Raw genomic sequence first — 21,552 nt, 5'->3', positions numbered from 1 at the left:
TTATGCGGCATCCTGAGAGCCGTATAAGTGAACAAGATGATGCAATTCCTGCATAACGGCATCAGATGCCCCCTCTTGTAATAACTGGGCAACGCTAAATTCTTTTCCTTCTGGAAATATGCCATTCAATGCGGTATTACGTTTTTCCATAAAGAATGAATATTGCAGGCGATCACTAAACCCTTTTTCTTTCAGTAAAGGCAGTAATTGACCAATTCCTTTTAATACACCTTTATTAGAAATCTTGCTGTTATCAGTAAACTGAAATACTGGAAAATAAAATTCCCCATCAATATTTAGTGCTAACAGTTTTCCCGCATCTTTCCAATTTTTAACGGTCACTTTCGATACACCTAATTGCTTGGCAGCTTCTGAGGAGGAAAGTACTCCGCCATCTTTTTTCAGGTTTTCCATGAAAATGAGCTTACTTTTTAAGCGGCGCAATAGCGTTTTCTTTTCAGGAGTAATTTCTTCTATTGCCATCGCCTTAGTTGTGCTGGCCAGAACTTCAAACATAAATTCAACATCACTCTTTCCCAATATACGTTTATCGATATGGGCCTGACCTGAGGTAAATGCTTTTCTTATGATGTCAGAAACAGTTGCAATGCGGTCTATCACTACATCCGTGTCGTTGTAATCACGGGCTTGGGCATAAGTGTTCATCTGATACTCCTTATGTAAGTTGCATCTTGAAATATGCAGAAGGTAAGCTATTTTATTAACGATTTTATATTTAGCATAGTATATTAAATCATTAATGCGATCAAATTTCAATCAGTTATGTCATTATTGCAACTGTGCGGAAATGGTTTTACTCACATCTCAGATGTACGATGATTCCAGAGTCTCTTGGTGATATTACCGAGCAGGTTCGCAAATAAAATGTAACCCCGCAATATACTGATTTCTTTCCTCAAATCCTCTCGCATAAATAGAAACTGACGCTTTTACTCTCTTTCGGATTGAAGATATTTTACCTGTCGGAATGAATTGCGGCATAGGCTGAATACTGATGGGGAATAAACAAAATGGATTCACGCTATTAGAACTGTTGGTAGCAATGGTTTTAGTTTCTATGAGTCTGCTCTGGGGGCTGTATAGCTGGGGAAATTATCAGAACAGCCTGCACTTACAATCGGCAGCGCAGAATGTGTTGTCGTTTATGGAGAGGCAGCAGGCTCTGGCTAATTATCAGAACCGGGAACGGACATTATGGCTGGTGACCGGTCCGCCCTGGTGTCTGGTTTCATCAGTCACTAAAAGCAGTGATTGCCATGAAGGTGAGGGCGAACGGGTTAGCTCCCCCCATGATGATGTGTTTCTGGCATCAGCAACCAGCCATCGAATTGATTTTTATGGTATCCGGAATACCGCAATGCCAGCCAGCTTTGCGCTGGCAAATGCTGCCGGAGAAATAAGTGTTGTGATCTCAGGGCGGGGCAGGATCAGGACATGCAGTAATAATCTAAATCAGCTGCCTGATTGTGAGGGAATAAAAAACCTATGAGCTGGGCTATTGGCTATTGCAGGCAAAAACAGTCAGGTTTTTCCCTGTTGGAAGTGTTAGTGGCCATGTTGGTTGGTAGTGTCATTTTTATTGCGATGGCAAAAACCTATCCGGTTTTATCGAGTCAGATACTCGATCTTTATCGTCAGTATCGTCTTCATTATCTGGTCAACCGAGTGGTACATATGATGGAAAAAGATCTCCGGCGAGCGGGTTATTGCCTGAACAGAAAGCAATGTAAAGGGGAACCGCTGGTGATCCAAAATAAACAGGCTGAATCTATAAACTCCTGCTTTATTATCGCTTTTGATCTTAATTTAAATAATCGCTGGGAAGAACCTGAACATGCAGCCTCTGAATTCTTTGGTTATCGGCTAAATAATCGCATTCTAGAATGGAAAAGAGGGGCGGTAAACTGTCAGGACAATGGCTGGGAACGGCTTTTTGATCCCAAAGAGGTAAATATTGATAAGTTTCACCTTGAACAATCGCGGTCACCGCATGGGGTAATATTTATCACGTTATCCATCAAGGCCAGTTGGGTGAAATCTCCTTCTATTATTCATCATTATCGCACCACAATCCGGTTGCGTAATATCAGGAAATAATTCGGTGAATCAACACGGGTATTCAAGATGCGAACAGCAAAGCGGAAATGCCTTATTGATCTCTATTCTTATGATGCTGACATTAAGTTTGATGACGCTGAAAGCACTTCATTATCAACAGGAAAACGCCATGTTAATGATGTTCGATGAACAACGGTATCTGAATGCTTTTCAACAGGCAGAATCATCTCTGTCGTGGGGAAAAGTCCAGTCATGGCCGCTTGAGTCACAAGAACTGGAAAACTGGTACTGTTTACAAAAGCCCGGCTCTTATCTGAAAAGCTGCCTCCGGCACTTTGAGGACAATCTTTTTCTGTTAAGGGGAACGGCACAGTTTGCATCTGGAGAACAGCTTGAATTTTATCAATGGATGAAACGGATGAAATACTTAAATCGGGATACACTTATTCCTACTGAAAGTGGCTGGCTGGATTTTTGCCCTGTGACTCAGGCTGCTTTTTGTTTATGAACGTTGTTTATGAAAATCGTTTATGAAAATAGCCCCGATAAACCAGAGAAATAACCGACAGAGTGGCATAAGTTTGCCGGAGGTTATGGTGGCATCTGTGGTGTTCGCTATCTCCCTGTTAGGTTTGATGCGTTACCATCAGGCGCTGTCATCAAATTTTCAGCAGTACTGGCTGCAACTCAAGGCAGTAAAGCTGGCACATGAACAATTGGAACGATATGAACCATCAGAAGGCAAACCTCCACGGGATGAAACAGCTCCACAACAAGGGTGGGAAACTGAGTTTCAGCAGGAATTTGAATTATCGGGGTGCTACCGGATAACGGTGAAGGTGACAAAAGGCTATAATCCTTCAGGTAAATTAGAACGCTGGTTTTGTGCAGGTGGGAGTATTGATGTTTACAGTTTATCATTCAAATCAACTTGATCTTCTGAAGGAGTTGATGACGAGATTTATTAGGGAAAAACCTCTCGCCAACCCATTTGACAAAGAAGTGATTCTGGTTCAAAGCCCCGGTATGTCACAGTGGTTGCAAATTCAGTTGGCTGAAAAACTGGGGATTGCGGCAAATATCGAGTTTCCACTACCGGCAACGTTTATCTGGCAGATGTTCACTGTGGTATTACCGGACGTTCCTAAAGAAAGTGCATTCAGCAAAGATGCTATGAAATGGAAACTGATGACACTTTTACCTGATCTGTTAACAGAACCTGAATTTATAGCACTCAGGCATTATCTTGATCAGGATAACGATAAACGCAAAATTCACCAATTGGCGGGTAGGGTAGCTGACCTGTTTGACCAGTATCTGGTTTATCGTCCGCAATGGCTGGAAAGTTGGGAAAAAGGGCAACTTGTTGAAGGGCTGAGTGCCAGTCAGGAGTGGCAAAAGCGGCTATGGGTTGCACTGAACGAATATACTCTTCAATTGCAGCAGCCTATGTGGCATCGTGCCAACTTATATAGCCGGTTTATTTCAACGCTGGAAGAGGGCAATTTTCCACGAGAAAAACTGCCTTCACGGGTTTTTATCTGTGGCATATCTTCCCTGCCACCCACTTATATGCAGGTAATTAAGGCGCTGGGGCAACAGATTGATATCCATCTGATGTTTACCAACCCATGCCAATATTATTGGGGGGATATTCAGAGTTATACATTTCTCGCCAGACTGAACAGCCGTAAACCTAAACATTATCGCACTCAGAAAAACCTAGAGCGGTTCCGAGACCCAGAGAATGCCCCTTCTCTTTTCAACGAAGAAGGTGAACAGGAACTGAGTAATCCGTTATTGGCATCATGGGGAAAACTGGGACGAGATAATCTTTATCTGCTGTCACAGCTGGAGCCAGATGCTGATATTCATGGCTTTGTTGAACAGGAGCCGGGCTGCCTTTTACATCAGATTCAGCGTGATATTCTGGACCTTGAAGATCATGCCCAGATTGGTTCCACGGAAAACACATTCAGTAATAGCCTGAAAAAACGTCCGATCGATCGAAAAGATCGCTCAGTGTCTTTTCACTCATGCCATAGCCCACAAAGAGAAGTGGAAGTTTTACAGGATTATGTCCTGCGCCTGTTAGATGAAAATCCCTCTCTGACGCCACGGGATATTATTGTGATGATGGCGGATATCGACAGTTATACACCTTATATTCAGGCTGTATTCGGTAATGCCCCGAGTGAACGTTATATTCCTTTTGCTATTTCTGACCGTAAAGCCCGTCAGGCACATCCGGTATTACAGGCTTTCATTACGCTGCTGGATTTACCTCAAAGCCGTTTTACCGCAGAGCAGGTATTGGCACTATTGGAAGTCCCGGCACTGGCGGGTAAATTTTCAATTCAGGAAGAAGGGCTGCGTTTATTACGTCGTTGGGTAAAAGAATCCGGGATCTGTTGGGGGCTGGACGATGACAATATTGAAGCGCTGTCCCTACCTGCTACAGGGCAGAATACCTGGCATTTTGGCCTGACACGTATGCTATTGGGTTATGCGATGGATAGCCATGCTGGGCCGTGGAATGATGTTTTACCTTATGATGAATCCAGCGGATTGGCAGCAGAGCTGGCAGGGCAACTGGCTGAGTTTCTGATGGAGCTAAACCGCTGGCGCAAGATCCTGAGTGAAGAACAGCTTCTGGCGGACTGGCTCAGTATTTGTCCGCAATTGCTGGAAACCTTTTTTATTGCAGATCATGAAACAGAACTGGTATTGGCATTGATTACCCAGCAATGGCAGAAAGTAGTAGAAAATGGCCTGTATGCGCATTATGACCAAAAAATACCGCTGGTATTGTTGCGTGATGAACTGGCACTTCGTTTTGATGATGAAAAGATAAGCCAGCGTTTTCTGGCGGGTTCACTGAATTTCTGTACCCTGATGCCCATGCGTTCTGTTCCTTTTAAAGTTGTTTGTCTGCTGGGAATGAATGATGGGGTTTATCCGCGAACTATTCCGCCACTTGGCTTTGATCTCATGGCAGAAAAAAGCCAGAGAGGTGATCGGAAACGGCGTGATGATGACCGCTATCTGTTTCTGGAGGCCTTGATCTCAGCAGAAGAATGTCTTTATGTCAGCTATATCGGTAAATCCATCCGCGATGATAAAGAGTGCAACCCCTCCGTGCTGGTGAATGAATTGCTGGATTATATTTGCCAGAGTTGCCGCTTGCCGGAAGATGAGATGCTGAATGTTGATGACAGCGCAAAAAGGATCAGAAACTATTTATTGCTCCAGCATACCCGTGTCCCTTTTGCGATAGAAAATTTTCAGCCTGAACATGAACAACAAAGTTATGCGGCTGAATGGCTGCCGGCGGCCAGTTTGCAGGGCGTTTCCCCGGTTTATTTTGGTCAGCCATTAGATTGTGACACCAGCGAAATAAAAGAGGTATCACTGGATGAGCTGGTGCGGTTCTATCGCCATCCGGTCAGGGCATTCTTCCAGCAAACACTGAAAGTCCATTTTGTTATTGAAGAAACGGAGCTGCCTGAAGAAGAGCCTTTTGTATTGGATCACCTGCAACGTTATCAATTCAACCAACTATTGCTAAATATCCTGATTGAACAGGAACAGCCTGAATCGCTGTTTTATCACCTGCGTGCATCTGGCGGGCTGCCGCATGGCGCATTTGGGGAAGTGTACTGGCTTAATCAGTTGGAAGCGATGCAGTTACTGGCAGATAAGATCCGTGAAGAGAGAGTAGAGAGTTCTGTTATTGAGCTATGCTATGAATTGGATACTGTCACGTTGACCGGAAAGGTGAATAAAGTTCAACCGGATGGAATTTTATGTTGGCGTCCAGCGAACTTAACTGCCAATGATGGTATCCAACTATGGATTGAGCACCTTGCCTATTGCCTTTCTGGAGGAGACGGCGAAAGCCGCATATATGGAAGAGAAAACAGTGCATGGCGTTTTTCGTCATTATCGGTTAACGAAGCCAGAGATTATCTGAATCATCTGGTTGCTGGTTATTTTCAGGGAATGACAGAGCCTCTTCCCCTATTTTGCCGGAGTGGTTGGGCATGGCTTGAGGCTTGTTATGACAGGGAAAACCAGCAGATCGATTTTAGTGAAGAAACTCAGCAAAAAGCAGAAAGTAAATTAATGCTGCAATGGCTGGGAGCACAAGGAAAAAATGGTGAAATTAACGATGCATATACTCAAAGGGCATTCAGGCAGGTAGATCAATCGTTTTGGGTTCGCATGAAACACGAGGTACAGAGTTATTTGTTACCGATGGCGCACCATCTAAAAAAGACATAACAGGCAATAGGGAGAATATTAGGTAATGCCTAAACATGTTATTCGCATCATGACGATGCTTTTTTTATTTTTCTGGGAAGTCACCGTATATGCCAAACCGTCTTGGCAGCCGTTACCGGAAACGATTCATAAAAGTGAACGTGACTCACGTGAATATCGCGCTATCCAACTGCAAAATGGTATGACAGTCCTGCTGGTTTCAGATGAAAAAGCGGTTAAGTCTCTGGCGGCTGTAGCACTTCCTGTCGGTCATGTGGAGAACCCGGATAATCAGCTTGGGCTGGCCCATTATCTGGAACATATGGTGCTGATGGGGTCTAAACGCTACCCTCAGCCGGGCGGTTTTGCCGAGTTTTTGCAGAAAAACGGAGGAAGCCGTAATGCCAGCACTTCATCTAACAGAACCGCTTTTTATCTGGAAGTTGATAATGGAGCTTTAGCAGAGGCGACAGATCGTATGGCCGATGCACTGGCCGAGCCTTTGCTGGATCCGGTCAATGCAGATCGTGAGCGTCATGCCGTTGATAACGAGATGACCATTGCCCGTGCAGGTGAAGGGCATCGAATCTGGCAGATCCGTTCAGAAACGCTTAATCCGGCCCACCCTAACGCCCGTTTTGCTGGTGGTAATCTGGAAACACTGAAAGATAAGCCAGACAGTAAGTTACAGACGGCACTTATGGATTTTTATCAGCGCTACTATTCAGCCAATCTAATGAAAGGGGTGCTGTATGGAAAACAGCCTATAGACAAACTGGCTCAAATTGCCGCAGAGACTTTTGGCCGTATTCCTAATCGGAATGCTTCTGTGCCTGCTATCACAGTCCCGGCGATAACGGAGAAGGAAGAAGGCATCATTATCCATTATGTGCCATCCAAACCGTACAAATCATTGCAACTGGAGTTCAGTATTCCTAATGAAATTGCGAATTTTCGCAGTAAAACCGAGGGTTACATTAGTTATCTGATTGAAAACCGCAGTGAAAATACTTTATCTGATTGGTTACTGAAACAAGGATTAGCCGAAGGGATCAGCGCCAGTGCTAACCCAAATGTTGATGGTAATTCGGGTTCATTCAGTATTTATGTCGAATTGACCGACAAAGGCCTTCAACAGCGTGATCAGGTTATTGCTGCCATCTTTTCTTACATTAACCTGTTGAAGCAGAAAGGCATTCAACAGAGTTATTTTGATGAAATGGTTAAGGTATTCAATTTGTCATTCAAGTACGCATCAATCGTACGGGATATGAACTATATTGAATCGTTAGCCGATACGATGCTGATAGTGCCGGTTTCCCATGTGCTGGATGCCCCCTATCTTGCTGATAAATATAATCCTAAAGCCATTCTCAGACGATTGGATCAACTGACACCTGAAAATGCCCGCATCTGGTTTACCAGCCCGGAAGAGCCACACAACAAAGAAGCTTATTTTGTTCAGGCACCGTATCAGGTTAATAAAATCAGCCCAAAACAGCTTGAGGAATGGCAAAAACTTGAAAAAGGAATGTCATTTTCTTTACCGGAACTGAACCCTTATATTCCTGATAACTTAACTCTGATTAAAGCATCGGGTAGCCAGAAACATCCCCGAATGATTCTGGAACAGCCTAATGTGCGTTTGCTTTATATGCCGAGCCAATATTTTGCGGATGAACCGAAAGCAAACATCGTGCTGGAGCTACGTAATGCTGATGGTATGAAAAGTGCTAAAGAACAGGTGACCTACTCACTGTTATCTTATCTATCTGATCTTGCACTGCATCAGCTTGGCTATCAGGCATCAGTCGCCGGTATGAGTGCATCAGTCGGGTATGCGGATGGTCTGCAAATAGGAGTATATGGTTATACTCAGCATTTACCTGAATTATTAACTTCTACCATTAGCCAGTACATGGCATTTAGGCCAACTCAGACTGAGCTGCAACAAGCGAAGTCCTGGTATCGTAACCAACTGGAAATGGCGAATGAAGGCAAAGCTTATGAAATGGCAATGCAGCCTGTTTCCCGCTTATCCGGCGTGCCTTATATCGAACAGGCTGAACTCCTGAAATCACTGGATGGCGTCAGCATTGATGATGTTATTAAATACCGTCAGAAGATGATCCAAAGTGCTGCTTTACAAGCGATGATCTTTGGCAATTTAACTGAAAAGCAAAGCGTTGACATTATTAACTCTGCACATAAACAGCTCGGGAATCAGGGAACAGAATGGTGGAGTGGTGAGCATATCGAATTGGATCGCCCTTATGCCGTGAATTTCGAAGGTACTGCCAGCAGCACCGATAATGCGTTGGCTGAGATTTATATTCCAACGGGATATGATCGCAGTACTGGTGCTGTCTATTCCAATCTGTTGAGTAGCATTTTATCTCCCTGGTTCTATGATCAATTAAGAACAACAGAACAACTGGGCTATGCAGTTTTCGCTTTCAATACAAGGGTCGGAGAGCAGTGGGGGCTGGGATTCCTGTTGCAGAGTAACAGCAAGCAGCCGGATTACCTGCACCAGCGATATCTGAGCTTCTATCAGCAGGCTGAAAAGAAATTACGGGCGATGTCTGATGCTGAATTTGAGCAGTATAAAACGTCATTACTCACGGAAATGCGTCAGCCGCCACAAACGTTTTCTGGAGAGGCATCCCGTTACAGTCATGACTTTGGTCGTAATAACTTCAGTTTTGATACCAGAGAAAAATTACTGACTTCTCTTGAAAAAGTGACTAAAGCACAATTGATGGAGTTTTACGATAAAGCAGTCATGAAACGTCAGGGATTGGCACTTATTTCACAGATTACCGGGAAGAAAGGCTCACTTCATCAATATGCGCAGTTGAAAGGTTGGAAAACTTATCCGAATGTATCCACCTTCCAGAAAAAACTACCGGTTAAGGTGAATGCTCAGTGAGCACAGAAATACTCAGTAACATAACGTCTCATAAACTTAACCCATTAACATTGCCGTTGCATGGTCAGCGGCTAATTGAGGCTTCAGCAGGAACAGGAAAGACCTATACGATAGGTTTACTCTACCTGCGCCTGTTACTCGGACTGGGCGGCGATGCCGCCTTTTTCCGTCCTCTTAATGTTGAAGAGATCCTGGTTGTAACTTTTACCGAAGCTGCAACAGATGAATTACGTGGTCGTATCCGTGACAATATTCACCAGCTACGGCTGGCATGTATTCGGCAGGATAACGACGTGAGTGATCCGGTTTATCAGCAATTGCTGGCCGAGATCCCTGACAGGCAAAGTGCCGCCGCTTGGCTACTGGCTGCTGAACGTCAGATGGACGAAGCGGCAATTTACACGATTCACGGTTTTTGTCAGAGAATGCTGGTGCATAATGCGTTTGAATCCGGTGTATTGTTCGAGCAGACACTGATTCAGGATGAATATCCTCTGCGTAAGCAGGGGTGTGCAGATTTCTGGCGTCGTCACTGTTACCCCTTATCACTTTCAATGGCGACGGTAATTAGTCAGGAATGGAGTGGGCCGGAGGCTCTGCTGATGGATGTTTTAGCCCATTTGCAGGGGGACATGCCTTATATCGTTAATGCGCCGGATGAGAATGAAACCTTAGTCAGCCGACATGAAAAGATAATTGCCCTGATCGACGGAGTAAAACAGCAGTGGAATGAAGCAATACCGGATTTACAGGCGCTGATTGAAAATTCTGGGGTAGATAAGCGTAGTTACAGTAAGAAAAATCTGCCTAACTGGCTGAATGAGGTTTCTGAATGGGCCAACTCACAAACCAGAGATTATCAGCTTGCTGAAAAACTGGATAAATTCTGCCAGTCAAGGCTGGAAGAAAAGGCCAAAAAGGGCGAGATTCCCCACCATCCTGTATTTGCTGCTATTGATGATTTATATCAGCAACCGCTGACTCTGCGCGACATTATCCTCTCTAAAGCGATTGTTGAAATACGCCAGTCCGTTAATCAGGAAAAGCTGATGCGTGGGTATATGGGGTTTGATGACCTGCTGACGCGATTAGACATTGCCCTGAAACGGGAAGGAGGAGAGCAGCTTGCGGAGACGATCAGGCAGCGCTATCCCGTTGCCATGATTGATGAGTTTCAGGATACCGACCCGCAACAATACCGGATCTTTCAGGCTATCTATCGTAATCAGTCGGAAAATGGCCTGTTGTTCATTGGCGACCCTAAACAAGCTATTTATGCGTTTCGTGGCGCGGATATTTTCACATATATCCGGGCTCGTTCTCAGGTCAGCGCCCATTACACGCTGGAAACTAACTGGCGTTCTTCCGCACCGATGGTACAAGCTGTTAATACGCTGTTTTCTCATACTGAGAAGCCGTTTCTGTTTGACCAGATCCCGTTTATTCATGTCAATTCCGCAGAGAAAAATCAGAACCTGAAATTCCTGCTCAATGGTCAGGAACAGACGGCCTTACAGTTTTGGCTTCAGTCTGTAGAAGGCGTTTCAAAGGGTGAATATGAAAAGGGGATGGCAAAACTGTGTGCCGCCCAAATCAGAGACTGGTTACAGGCAGGGCAAAACGGTGATGCCTGCTTGCAACAAAATGAAAAGTGCCGTCCGGTTACTGCGGCGGATATTACGGTACTGGTGCGCAATCGCCGTGAAGCAGCGTTGATCCGTGATCAATTGAATGAACTGCAAATCCAGTCGGTCTTTCTTTCCAATCGTGAAAGCGTGTTTGATACGCTGGAAGCGAAAGATTTGCTCTGGCTTTTACAGGCGGTGTTAGCACCGGAAAAAGAACGTGTACTAAGAAGTGCATTAGCCAGTAGTTTATTCGGTCTGAGTGCCCGTCAGATTGATGAGCTGAACCATGATGAAAATAAATGGGATAAGCTGGTGGATGAGTTTGATGGTTACGCGCGGCTGTGGCGTTCACGTGGTGTTCTGCCGATGCTGCGGGCGGTTATGGGGAAATATCAGATTGCAGAAAACCTGCTGGCAGGTTACGAAGGTGAGCGTCGTCTGACTGATATCATGCACATCGGTGAGCTGTTGCAGGAAGAATCATTACAACTGGATAGTGAACACGCAGTCGTTCGTTGGCTGGCACAACAGATTTCCCGCCCTGATCCACAGTCAGAAAGCCAGCAAATGCGGCTGGAAAGTGATAAGCATCTGGTACAGATCTGCACTATTCATAAATCAAAGGGACTGGAATACCCGCTGGTCTGGCTGCCTTTTATTTGCAGTTTCAGGAGACAGGAGCAGGCCATTTATCATGACCGTCAGAATTTTGATACCCATTTCAGTATGTTTCAGGATAGTGAGAAGCTGGAATTAGCGGATGAAGAGCGTTTAGCTGAAGATTTACGTCTGCTTTATGTGGCTCTGACGCGTTCGGTATATCACTGTAGTGTCGGTGTTGCGCCGCTGATTGTCGGCAATAGGAAAAAAAGCGGAGATACGGATTTACACTTTTCTGCTCTTGGTTATTTGGTGCAGAAAGGGGAAAAAGGCAATGCTGAATTACTGCTGCGTAGCCTAGATGAACTCCGGGATGACAATATTCAGGTGACACAGCCAGAAGATTTCGGAGATGAACAGTGGGATCCACAACGGGAAAATACGCTGTCTCTGGTTGCCAGAAAATTTCGGCGTTTCATTCGGGATGACTGGAGAGTGACCAGTTATTCCGGCTTACAAAACTCGTCTGCACATTCATCTTCCCTGCTCCATACCAGCGCATTCGGTGAATCGGTGGAAGTGATTGTGCAATCCATTGCACCGAAACTGGATATTGATGTCAGCGGTGAAAAACAGGCTGAACCATCATCGCTGATGACACCGCATACTTTTCCCCGTGGAGCAACAGCGGGGACTTTTTTGCATTCTATTCTGGAAGATCTGGATTTCAGTTCCCAGCCGGGTCAGCTTTGGCTGGAAGAAAAACTGTCAACAGCAGGGTTTGATGAAAGCTGGGCACCGGTTTTGCAACAATGGATGACAGATATTCAGACGGCAGAATTGAATGAGCAGGGTATGCGCCTTGCGGATATTCCGCGCCATCATCAACAAAACGAGATGCAGTTTTATCTGCCTGTTGATCAGTTGCTGCATTCTAATGCGCTGGATGCGGTGACCCACCGTTATGATCCATTGTCAGCACAATGCACACCATTATCTTTTCATCAGGTGAAAGGCATGTTGAAAGGGTTTATTGATTTGGTGTTTTGCTGGCAGGGTAAGTTTTACGTGGTGGATTATAAATCAAACTGGCTGGGAGAAAGTAGCGGTTCATATACTCAGGAAGCAATGGCCGCAGCTATGATAGAGCATCGGTATGATTTACAGTATCAGCTCTATACACTGGCCTTACATCGTTATCTGCGTCATCGGCTGGTGAACTATGATTATCGGCAGCATTTTGGTGGAGTGATATACCTTTTTCTGCGTGGCATCGATAATAATAATCCGGGGCATGGTATTTATCGCTATCTGCCGCCGGTTGAGTTTGTTGATGAACTGGATGCGCTTTTCAGCGCGGCTGGTGAAGAAGAGAAGGTATGAGTGCAGTTCTATGAATGTCATGATGTCATTATTGCAGCAGGCAGTGGCCCAGAAACTACTGCGCCCATTGGATGTACAATTTGCCTATGCGATGGTTGAAGATGAAAACCCATTGCTGTTATTAATTACCGCCTATTTGAGTGCGGAAGCGGGAGCCGGTCATGTTTGTCTGCCCTTAGAGCGTGTTACTCCTGAACATTTATTTGAAGGGCGTAACCCTGAGCTGGTGGCATCACTCTGGTCTTTGGCTGGGGAACCTTCCCGGCAACAGATTATTTCTGCATTGCAGGCCTGCCCTGCCATTGGGGACGGGCAGTCTCCTACACCGATCATACTTTCCCTGCGTGGGCTTTCTGATTATCGCCTTTATCTACAGCGTATGTGGCAGAGTGAGTGTCAGGTAGCGGCATTTTTTGCTGATGTGGCATTGGCGGACGATATTGATGAAAAACAGTTACGCAGCATCTTAGATGAGTTATTTGGTGTTATTGATCAAGATCTGGCTGATGAAGAGGCAACTGACTGGCAGAAAGTAGCCGCTGCGGTTGCGGTGACCAGCCGTATCTCCGTTATCTCTGGCGGCCCCGGAACCGGGAAAACAACGACGGTAGCAAAACTACTGGCTGCGTTAATTAAGCTGAATGAGGGGCGGCAATTAAGTATTCAGCTAGCTGCTCCGACGGGGAAAGCGGCGGCCAGATTGACGGAATCGCTTAGTGAAGCGGTGAGTAAGCTTGCTTTGACGGATGAACAGCGACGGAGTATTCCTGATCAGGCGCAAACTATTCATCGTTTATTGGGAGCACAACCGGAAAGCCAGAAACTTCGTTACCACCGGGGTAATCCGCTTTCTCTGGATATTCTGATCATAGATGAAGCTTCTATGGTGGATTTACCGATGATGGCCCGTCTGATTGAAGCCTTGCCGGCAAAAGCGAAAGTCATTTTTCTGGGGGATAAGGATCAATTGGCGTCTGTGGAAGCGGGAGCGGTCTTAGGGGATATCTGTCGCTTTGCGGAACAGGGTTACAGTGTGGCTCGTGCAGCACAATTGTCCCGGTTAACTGGCTGCCAGTTAGCATCATATTCAGAGCCTGAATCGGAAGATGCGGCGTTGGCAGTACGTGATAGCTTATGTTTGCTGCGTAAAAGTTATCGTTTTAATTCCGCATCCGGCATCGGGCAACTGGCCTCAGCGGTCAATCAGGGGAATAGCAGGCGTGTTTCCACGGTACTGAAACAACCTTTGTCTGATGTGTACTTTAACACTCTGGCTGATGATGAAGATTATCAGCGATTACTGACTGAAACTGCTGAAGGTTATCAACGATATTTGACTCTGGTGAAAGAAAGAGCCTCTGAAAAGGAGATTCTGGCCGAGTTTAACCGTTTCAGATTACTCAGTGCATTAAGGGACGGGCCATTTGGTGTCAGTGGGTTAAATCAGAGAGTAGAGCAATTATTGCATAGTAAAGGGATGGTTGTTTTACCGAGATATACAGGTAATCGGCACAGCTACATCAAAAAAGAATACGCAGAAAAAGAAAACCGGGGCTATGTCGGTCGGCCGATTATGATCCTACGTAATGACAGCACATTGGGGCTGTTTAACGGGGATATCGGCATTATGCTGAAGGATCAGAATGATGAGCTGAAAGCCTATTTTCAGTTATCTGACGGGCAGATAAAGCCTTTCCAACCGAGTCGATTGCCTCTGCATGAGACAGCATATGTAATGACAGTACATAAATCACAGGGCTCTGAGTTTGAGCACACGGCATTAGTGCTGCCGACTCAGTTTTCTTCTGTTGTCAGCCGGGAGCTGGTCTATACAGCGTTGACCCGCGCCCGTGAGAAACTGACTATTTATGCGCATAAAGCAGTTCTGGTTAAAGCGGTAGCAACACCCACTCAAAGACGGAGTGGGCTGGCCGAATGGTTTAAAGCCTAATTTCTTCTTTAATGGATTTTCAGGTTTAACATCAGGATCTTGGAGCGGCGCTGGTAATTGTACAGCGCCTGTTTTTCCACCGGTAACATCGTAATCTCTGCGGGTTCAAAGCCTTTTTCCTGAAACCAGTGAATGCTTTGTGTGGTCAGAACAAATAATTTTTCCAGCCCGCTCTGCCTAGCCTGATTAATGATTGCACCCAATAAAACTTCACCGCGCGCAGAGTTCTGATAATCCGGGTGTACAGCAACACAGGCCATTTCGCCGATTTTCTCTTCAGGATAGGAATAGAGTGCTGCACAGGCGATAGTGATATTATCGAGTTCTATCAGGGTGAATTTATCGATTTCCATTTCTAGTTGTTCGCGTGAACGGCGAACCAGAATTCCCTTTTGCTCCAGTGGGCGGATCAACTCAAGGATGCCTCCAATATCATTGATATTAGCCCGGCGGATCTGTTCGGATCGCTCCATGACAATCTGGGTGCCGATGCCTTCGCGGGAGAACAATTCCTGAATGAGTGAGCCATTCTCCTGATAACTGAGCAGATGACTGCGCCGAACGCCACGGCGGCAGGCTTTAATGGCTCCACGCAGAAAACGTACTGTTCCGGAGGAGTAATCACCGGCGTTTTCCAGATTATTCAGTCGTGTTTCTCCTTCATTGGGGAACATTTCTGATAAGGTATGTCCTTCAGCATCGGTGACCCCTTGTGATGAACAGAACCCTATCAATTTTTCGGCTTTCAGTTTAATTGCCAGTTGTGCGGCAATTTCTTCCGTTGTCAGATTAAAACTTTCACCGGTAACGGAAACAGCAACAGGCCCAATCAGTACAATGGAATTATTATCTAACTGCTGATTTATGGCCTCATCATCAATTCGGCGAATTTTTCCGCTGTGGTAATAGTCGATACCATCATCAATACCTAAAGGCTGAGCAATAATAAAATTGCCGCTCACGACATTAATATGAGCGCCTTGTAATGGTGTATTACTGAGGCTCATAGAAAGGCGGGCGGTAATATCAAGTTGTAGTAGGCCTGCGGCCTGTTTAACCAAATCCAGTGTTCGGGCATCGGTTACCCGGGTGTACTTGTGATAAACCGGCTGGCAGTGATGTTCTGTGAGATTTTGATCGATTTGCGGGCGGGCACCATACACGACAACCAGACGAATGCCGAGACTGTGCAGCAAACCGATGTCATTGACGATATTCGGGAAGTTTTCATGGGCGATAGCTTCACCACCCAGCATAACGACAAAAGTTTTGTTGCGATGTGCATTGATATACGGAACCGAATGCCGGAAGATTTCGACCAATTCGGTACTACTTTCTTTCATGAAGCTCCCCTTTAATGAATTTTTATTCGTGTTTTTTATATTTTTATTCATTGAGGAAGAAATGGCAAGAGTGAGTACGGATTAAAAGAATACTATTATTTATATGGGTATTAAGCTATTGAAGGGACAGGAAATGCTTTTTTTGATGACAGTTTGGTTGTAATTAATTAGAGTTTCCCACCTGACTGTCTTTTGCTTTTTAACAAAAGTTACTGTTTGATTGTTTTAAATGGAATAAATAATGAGTCATTCAGACCATAATTCTTCGCGTCGTCGTTTACTGAAAGGTACAGCGGCTCTATGGCTATTAAGTATCAGCCCCGTAGGGCACGCTGCTGCATCAAAAGTGATTGCTGTCCGTATCTGGCCGGCATCGAGTTATACCCGCGTGACGCTGGAGTCTAATATTCCTCTTAAATACCGTCAGTTTTCACTTGTGAACCCAAACCGTATTGTCATTGATTTACAAGGGGTTCAGCTTAATAGTGTGCTTAGCAGTATGGGTTCGAAGATTCAGAAAAATGACCCTTATCTGAAACTGATACGAGCCGGGCAATTTGATCCTAAAACGGTACGTCTGGTATTTGAAATTAAACAATCTGTTTCACCGTATATTTTTACTTTGCCACCGGTTGCGGGATTTAAACACCGTCTGGTGCTGGATCTCTATCCAAAAGCAGCGAAAGTTGATGATGATCCGTTACTGGCGCTGTTGGAAGAGTACAACAGCGGAAATCTGGAAAAGCATATGCCGCCAAAGAGGAAAAAAGCCGGCAAGGCAGGAAAAGACAGACCGGTTGTGATAATGCTTGATCCGGGGCACGGTGGTGAAGATCCGGGCGCTATCGGCAAGCATAAAACCCGTGAGAAAGATGTTGTTTTACAAATTGCCCGTCGCTTGCAGGCTCTCATTAAACGTCAGCCGGGGATGAAAGTATATATGACCCGCAATGAAGACGTTTTTATTCCGTTGACTGTCAGGGTTGCAAAAGCACGTAAAATGCAGGCAGACCTGTTTGTCTCTATCCATGCGGATGCTTTTACTAATCGTACGGTTCGGGGCTCTTCTGTATTTGCGCTGTCGACCAAAGGGGCAACCAGTAATATGGCCCGTTTTCTGGCTCAGACTCAGAATGAGGCTGACCTGATTGGTGGAGTCAGTAAAAGTGGTGACAAGTATCTGGATCATACCATGCTGGATCTGGTTCAGACCGCGACGATCAATGACAGCCTGAAATTCGGGGATGAGGTCCTGACACGAATGGGGAAAGTGAATAAGCTGCATAAAAACAGTGTCGATCAGGCTGGATTTGCCGTATTAAAAGCACCGGAAATACCGTCCATTCTGGTTGAAACTGCCTTTATCAGTAATCCGGAAGAAGAAAAAAAGCTACGTACTGCGAAGTTCCAGCAGCAAATAGCAGAGTCTATTTTTTCGGGTATTAAAGCCTACTTTAAAAATGGGGCAGAATTAGCACGAAGGTGAAATATTTTCCCAAAAAAATTAGAGTTTTTTATCTAGCATATTAGATGCCGGTTAATCTCAGTATATTGTGTTAATAGGACTATTTAACTGGAATAAAGTAATTAAGGGTTTACATCATGACGCGATTTTACTTAGTTTTGGCTATCTTAGGTGCAGTAATCCCGTGGTATTTTGTTTTCCTGTTTTTAGCCGAAAATGGCTTAAACATATCTTTGTTTATACAGCTTTTATTGGGAAATGATGCCACTTGTTTCTTTGTGGCTGATGTTGTTATTTCAGCTATTGTTTTAATTTTCTTTGTTGTTTATGAAAGCAGGCGCCTGAAAATGTCAAATGGCATTTATTCCCTGTTAGGTTTGTGTATTGGTGTATCATTCGCATTACCATTATTTCTCTATATGAGAGCAAGGTATATGGAAAAGGCGGTAAATTTTGCTGAAAAAGAAGAAAATTACAGGAATGAATAAGCTAATTGGGAATCTGAAAAGGAAGAAATAAAGATGTGAATCTGAGAATTGGTTGCGGGGGCCGGATTTGAACCGACGACCTTCGGGTTATGAGCCCGACGAGCTACCAGACTGCTCCACCCCGCGTCCGTCTAACTACTGCAAATGCTGAATTGTCTCGATAAACGTGATATCGAATTGGTTGCGGGGGCCGGATTTGAACCGACGACCTTCGGGTTATGAGCCCGACGAGCTACCAGGCTGCTCCACCCCGCGTCCGTCTAACTACTGCAAATGCTAAATTGTTTCGATAAACGTGATATCGAATTGGTTGCGGGGGCCGGATTTGAACCGACGACCTTCGGGTTATGAGCCCGACGAGCTACCAGGCTGCTCCACCCCGCGTCCGTCTAACTACTGCAAATGCTAAATTGTTTCGATAAACGTGATATCGAATTGGTTGCGGGGGCCGGATTTGAACCGACGACCTTCGGGTTATGAGCCCGACGAGCTACCAGGCTGCTCCACCCCGCGTCCGATGTGGGCACACTATACTCTGGATCCTTTCCGTTGCAAGCTTTTTTGTTGATATTTACCAATTTTGTTTGCTTATGGGTTAAAAACAAAGCGCTCTGTTTTATTTTTGTTCACTTGTGATTTAAGTAGCATAATCTATTTTTTTCTAACTACATTTTATTATTTATACAGGTTTGATATTGTTCGCTGTCAGATTAGGGATGGCAGGAAATGGAGCATAATATGAAACTTTGGAGTAAATATTTTTTATGTGGCGTCGCCATTTCTTTACTATCTGCTTGTCATCAGCGCCCGCCTGAACAAGGGCAGCAAACTGGACAAGGACAGCAGTATAAGGATGGCCATTTTACTCAGGATTTCCGGCTGGTTGATACACCAAATACGCAAGGCTCTCCCGTCAATATCAGTGATTTTGCCACTCAGGTGAGATTAATCAGTGAAACTTCTCCCAAACTATATGCCAACCATCGCGCAACTTTTGATGCGATTGAAAACTGGACTCAGTATGGTGGTGATGTCCGCAATTTAAATCAGTTCGGTCTGCTTGCTTATCAGATGGAAGGCGAAGACAACTACGGTAATGTCAAATTTACGGGTTACTATACGCCTATTTTGCATGCTCGCCACAGCAGGCAAGGGGAATTTAAATATCCTCTGTACCGGATGCCGGATAAATCAGTTTCCCGCTTACCGGATCGCTCAGCTATCTATAATGGTGCCCTCGATAAAAAATGGATCATCGGCTACAGTAATTCCCTGATTGATAATTTTTTCATGGAAGTGCAAGGAAGTGGTTATGTGGATTTTGGTGATAACAGCCCGCTAACGTTTTTCGGCTATGGCGGGAAAAATGGTCAGGTTTATCGCAGCATTGGCAGGGCATTGATCGATAAGGGAGATATTCCCCGTGAAAAAATGTCAATGAAAGCGATTCGTCAGTGGGCTGAACAGAATAATGAATCTGATGTGAGGCAAATTCTGGAGCAAAACCCGTCTTTTGTGTTTTTTAAACCGGAACCATATACCCCGGTTCGGGGAGCCAGCGCCGTGCCTTTAATTGCCAAAGCCTCAGTGGCATCAGATAAAATATTGGTTCCGCCGGGAACAGTATTACTGGCAGAAGTGCCTGTACTGGATAATTTGGGCCAGTTCACCGGGCAATACCGTATGCGTCTGTTGGTATCACTGGATGTCGGCGGGGCGATAAAAGGCCACCATTTTGATATTTATCATGGTGTTGGTGGCAGCGCCGGAGAAATGGCTGGTTTCTATAATCACTATGGACGTGTCTGGATATTAAAGAAAGCATCAACTGGCTTTTTGGCGGCAAACCAGTAAGATCCTGCTCAGTTCAAACTATCGATCACCTATCATCTTTTATCTATTCATGACCGATTACCTGTCAGGAAATAACGGTATCAGCTGGGATAGGTTTTATTCAGGATTTATTAATGATGCAAGTTTCTCTCTCTGATGCTTATCTTCAACGTTTTGCTGGTACTGCACGGTTATATGGCCAGAAAGCGCTTTCATTATTTGCCCGTTCACATGTCTGCGTTGTCGGTATTGGTGGTGTAGGATCATGGGCGGCGGAAGCGTTGGCTCGCACGGGCATCGGGGCGATCACGCTGATTGATATGGATGATGTCTGTATCACGAATACTAACCGCCAGTTGCACACACTGGTACAGAATGTCGGGTTAGCAAAAACCGACGTGATTGCGGAGCGGATACGGGCAATCAATCCTGAATGTCGCGTCACCTGTATTGATGACTTCGTTACACCGGATAATGTGGCGGTACTGATATCGGCGGATTTTGATTATGTCATTGATGCTATTGACAGTGTTCGCCCGAAAGCTGCTTTGCTCGCTTATTGCCGTCGTTATAAGATCCCTGTGGTGACAACCGGAGGCGCTGGCGGGCAACTCGATCCCACTCAGATTCAGGTAGTGGATCTAGCTAAAACAGTGCAAGACCCTTTGGCTGCTAAATTAAAAGAACGCCTGAAATCTGATTATCGTGTTGTGAAAAACGGTAAAGGAAAACTGGGTATCGACTGTGTTTTCTCAACAGAACAGTTGGTATACTCACAATCTGACGGCACAGTGTGTGCGGCTAAAAGTACGGCTGATGGCTCGAAACGGATGGATTGTGCTTCTGGTTTTGGTGCCGCAACCATGGTTACGGCAACTTTTGGGTTTGTTTCAGTCTCTCACGCATTGAAGAAAATGGTCGCCAAGGCAGAGCGGGAGAATCGTCTTTAGCAATGTCACCCCGCATTTCTAGGCGGGGTGAATAATGAATCTACTAATAATTAACTGGGGTAAATAACGGTGTTAATTTTGAAACATCGACGGTCTTTTCTGCCTTATCAAGGCTATAAGTTTCTTGTAATTTCAACCACAGCCGGGGGCTACTACCGAGAACTTTAGATAATTTAACGGCCATCTCTGGTGTCACAGATGCTTTACATGTTACGAGCCGCTGGGCTGTAGAAGGTGCAACATTTAATGCTCTAGCAAGGTCACGAATACCTAAACCTAACTCTTCTAAAGCATCGGCAATAACTTCACCGGGATGAGGGGGGTTAAACATCTTCATTAGTGATAATCCTCATAGTTAACAATATATGCGTCACCATCAATAAACTCGAATGTCACACGCAAATTCCCTGACACAGTAACCGACCATTGACCTTCTCTATCACCAGTTAGTGGGTGTAGTCTGTATCCGGGTAAATTAATATCCCCGATAACTTCTGCATCATTAATCACCGCAAGTCTCTGCCTGAGTTTTTTGGCATGTTGGGAGTTAATGCCAGATGTCTTTCCCGTTTCAAAAAATAAACGCAATCCCTTATGTTTGAAGCTTTTGATCATACCTCAATGCTCCCTGTTGCGC

Annotated in this window: 16 protein-coding genes and 4 tRNA genes; 12 read left to right on the top strand and 8 right to left on the bottom strand. The window is 45.1% G+C overall.

Annotation, left to right across the window (positions count from 1 at the left end; genetic code table 11):
* Nucleotides 1–666, bottom strand: a complete 666-nt coding sequence (locus Xsto_RS05510; protein WP_099108950.1) for a hypothetical protein — start codon at nucleotides 664–666, stop codon at nucleotides 1–3.
* Nucleotides 667–1,015: 349 nt separating this feature from the next.
* On the opposite strand from Xsto_RS05510, the gene Xsto_RS05505 reads away from it, so the two are divergent.
* Genes Xsto_RS05505 through recD form a run of 8 tightly spaced genes read left to right on the top strand, consistent with a single transcriptional unit; the run spans nucleotide 1,016 to nucleotide 14,836 of the window.
* Nucleotides 1,016–1,510 (top strand): prepilin peptidase-dependent protein, encoded by a 495-nt coding sequence (locus Xsto_RS05505; protein WP_099124327.1) that lies wholly within the window; start codon nucleotides 1,016–1,018, stop codon nucleotides 1,508–1,510.
* Nucleotides 1,507–2,118: a prepilin peptidase-dependent protein gene (locus tag Xsto_RS05500; protein WP_099124326.1), complete on the top strand. Its 612-nt coding sequence runs from the start codon at nucleotides 1,507–1,509 to the stop codon at nucleotides 2,116–2,118. The genes Xsto_RS05505 and Xsto_RS05500 overlap by 4 nt, the downstream gene beginning before the upstream one ends.
* 4 nt (nucleotides 2,119–2,122) lie before the next feature.
* Complete coding sequence (locus Xsto_RS05495; RefSeq protein ID WP_244590342.1) at nucleotides 2,123–2,587, top strand: YgdB family protein; 465 nt, start codon at nucleotides 2,123–2,125, stop codon at nucleotides 2,585–2,587.
* A 22-nt stretch (nucleotides 2,588–2,609) separates the two neighbouring features.
* Nucleotides 2,610–3,014 (top strand): prepilin-type N-terminal cleavage/methylation domain-containing protein, encoded by a 405-nt coding sequence (locus Xsto_RS05490; protein WP_099124325.1) that lies wholly within the window; start codon nucleotides 2,610–2,612, stop codon nucleotides 3,012–3,014.
* Nucleotides 2,983–6,363, top strand: a complete 3,381-nt coding sequence (gene recC / locus Xsto_RS05485) for an exodeoxyribonuclease V subunit gamma (RefSeq protein WP_099124324.1) — start codon at nucleotides 2,983–2,985, stop codon at nucleotides 6,361–6,363. Before Xsto_RS05490 ends, recC begins: the two co-directional genes overlap by 32 nt.
* Nucleotides 6,364–6,388: 25 nt before the next feature.
* Nucleotides 6,389–9,274: a pitrilysin gene (ptrA, locus tag Xsto_RS05480; protein WP_099124323.1), complete on the top strand. Its 2,886-nt coding sequence runs from the start codon at nucleotides 6,389–6,391 to the stop codon at nucleotides 9,272–9,274.
* Nucleotides 9,271–12,885, top strand: coding sequence for an exodeoxyribonuclease V subunit beta (gene recB / locus Xsto_RS05475; RefSeq protein ID WP_099124322.1), 3,615 nt, complete (start codon nucleotides 9,271–9,273; stop codon nucleotides 12,883–12,885). The genes ptrA and recB overlap by 4 nt, the downstream gene beginning before the upstream one ends.
* A 19-nt stretch (nucleotides 12,886–12,904) precedes the next feature.
* Nucleotides 12,905–14,836: an exodeoxyribonuclease V subunit alpha gene (gene recD / locus Xsto_RS05470; RefSeq protein ID WP_211284293.1), complete on the top strand. Its 1,932-nt coding sequence runs from the start codon at nucleotides 12,905–12,907 to the stop codon at nucleotides 14,834–14,836.
* A gap of 8 nt (nucleotides 14,837–14,844) precedes the next feature.
* Here recD and argA read toward each other — a convergent pair whose 3' ends face one another.
* A complete protein-coding gene (gene argA, locus Xsto_RS05465) occupies nucleotides 14,845–16,179 on the bottom strand; it encodes an amino-acid N-acetyltransferase (protein WP_099108942.1) in 1,335 nt (444 codons plus the stop codon).
* Nucleotides 16,180–16,420: 241 nt separating this feature from the next.
* On the opposite strand from argA, the gene amiC reads away from it, so the two are divergent.
* Nucleotides 16,421–17,665: an N-acetylmuramoyl-L-alanine amidase AmiC gene (amiC, locus tag Xsto_RS05460; RefSeq protein ID WP_099124320.1), complete on the top strand. Its 1,245-nt coding sequence runs from the start codon at nucleotides 16,421–16,423 to the stop codon at nucleotides 17,663–17,665.
* A gap of 116 nt (nucleotides 17,666–17,781) precedes the next feature.
* Complete coding sequence (locus Xsto_RS05455; protein WP_099108940.1) at nucleotides 17,782–18,132, top strand: DUF2834 domain-containing protein; 351 nt, start codon at nucleotides 17,782–17,784, stop codon at nucleotides 18,130–18,132.
* Between the two features lie 49 nt (nucleotides 18,133–18,181).
* Here the strand turns inward: Xsto_RS05455 and Xsto_RS05450 are convergent.
* From Xsto_RS05450 to Xsto_RS05435, 4 genes are all read right to left on the bottom strand, one after another.
* Nucleotides 18,182–18,258, bottom strand: a tRNA-Met gene (locus Xsto_RS05450).
* A gap of 52 nt (nucleotides 18,259–18,310) precedes the next feature.
* A tRNA-Met gene (locus tag Xsto_RS05445) sits at nucleotides 18,311–18,387 on the bottom strand.
* 52 nt (nucleotides 18,388–18,439) lie between these two features.
* Nucleotides 18,440–18,516: transfer RNA gene (locus tag Xsto_RS05440), tRNA-Met, on the bottom strand.
* A 52-nt stretch (nucleotides 18,517–18,568) separates the two neighbouring features.
* A tRNA-Met gene (locus Xsto_RS05435) sits at nucleotides 18,569–18,645 on the bottom strand.
* Nucleotides 18,646–18,870: 225 nt separating this feature from the next.
* Here Xsto_RS05435 and mltA point away from each other — a divergent pair.
* Together mltA and tcdA are read left to right on the top strand one after the other, a co-directional pair.
* Nucleotides 18,871–19,986, top strand: coding sequence for a murein transglycosylase A (gene mltA / locus Xsto_RS05430; RefSeq protein ID WP_099124319.1), 1,116 nt, complete (start codon nucleotides 18,871–18,873; stop codon nucleotides 19,984–19,986).
* A gap of 116 nt (nucleotides 19,987–20,102) precedes the next feature.
* Nucleotides 20,103–20,915, top strand: a complete 813-nt coding sequence (gene tcdA / locus Xsto_RS05425; RefSeq protein WP_099124362.1) for a tRNA cyclic N6-threonylcarbamoyladenosine(37) synthase TcdA — start codon at nucleotides 20,103–20,105, stop codon at nucleotides 20,913–20,915.
* Nucleotides 20,916–20,958: 43 nt separating this feature from the next.
* Here the strand turns inward: tcdA and Xsto_RS05420 are convergent, their stop codons facing one another.
* Both Xsto_RS05420 and Xsto_RS05415 read right to left on the bottom strand, forming a co-directional pair.
* Nucleotides 20,959–21,252, bottom strand: coding sequence for a HigA family addiction module antitoxin (locus tag Xsto_RS05420; RefSeq protein ID WP_099108938.1), 294 nt, complete (start codon nucleotides 21,250–21,252; stop codon nucleotides 20,959–20,961).
* A complete protein-coding gene (locus Xsto_RS05415) occupies nucleotides 21,252–21,530 on the bottom strand; it encodes a type II toxin-antitoxin system RelE/ParE family toxin (protein ID WP_099108937.1) in 279 nt (92 codons plus the stop codon). The genes Xsto_RS05420 and Xsto_RS05415 overlap by 1 nt, the downstream gene beginning before the upstream one ends.
* Between the last annotated feature and the right edge of the window lie 22 nt (nucleotides 21,531–21,552).

It is taken from the genome of Xenorhabdus stockiae, from assembly GCF_002632825.1.
Lineage (GTDB): Bacteria > Pseudomonadota > Gammaproteobacteria > Enterobacterales > Enterobacteriaceae > Xenorhabdus > Xenorhabdus stockiae.
This window is presented reverse-complemented; position numbering and strand designations above follow the sequence as displayed.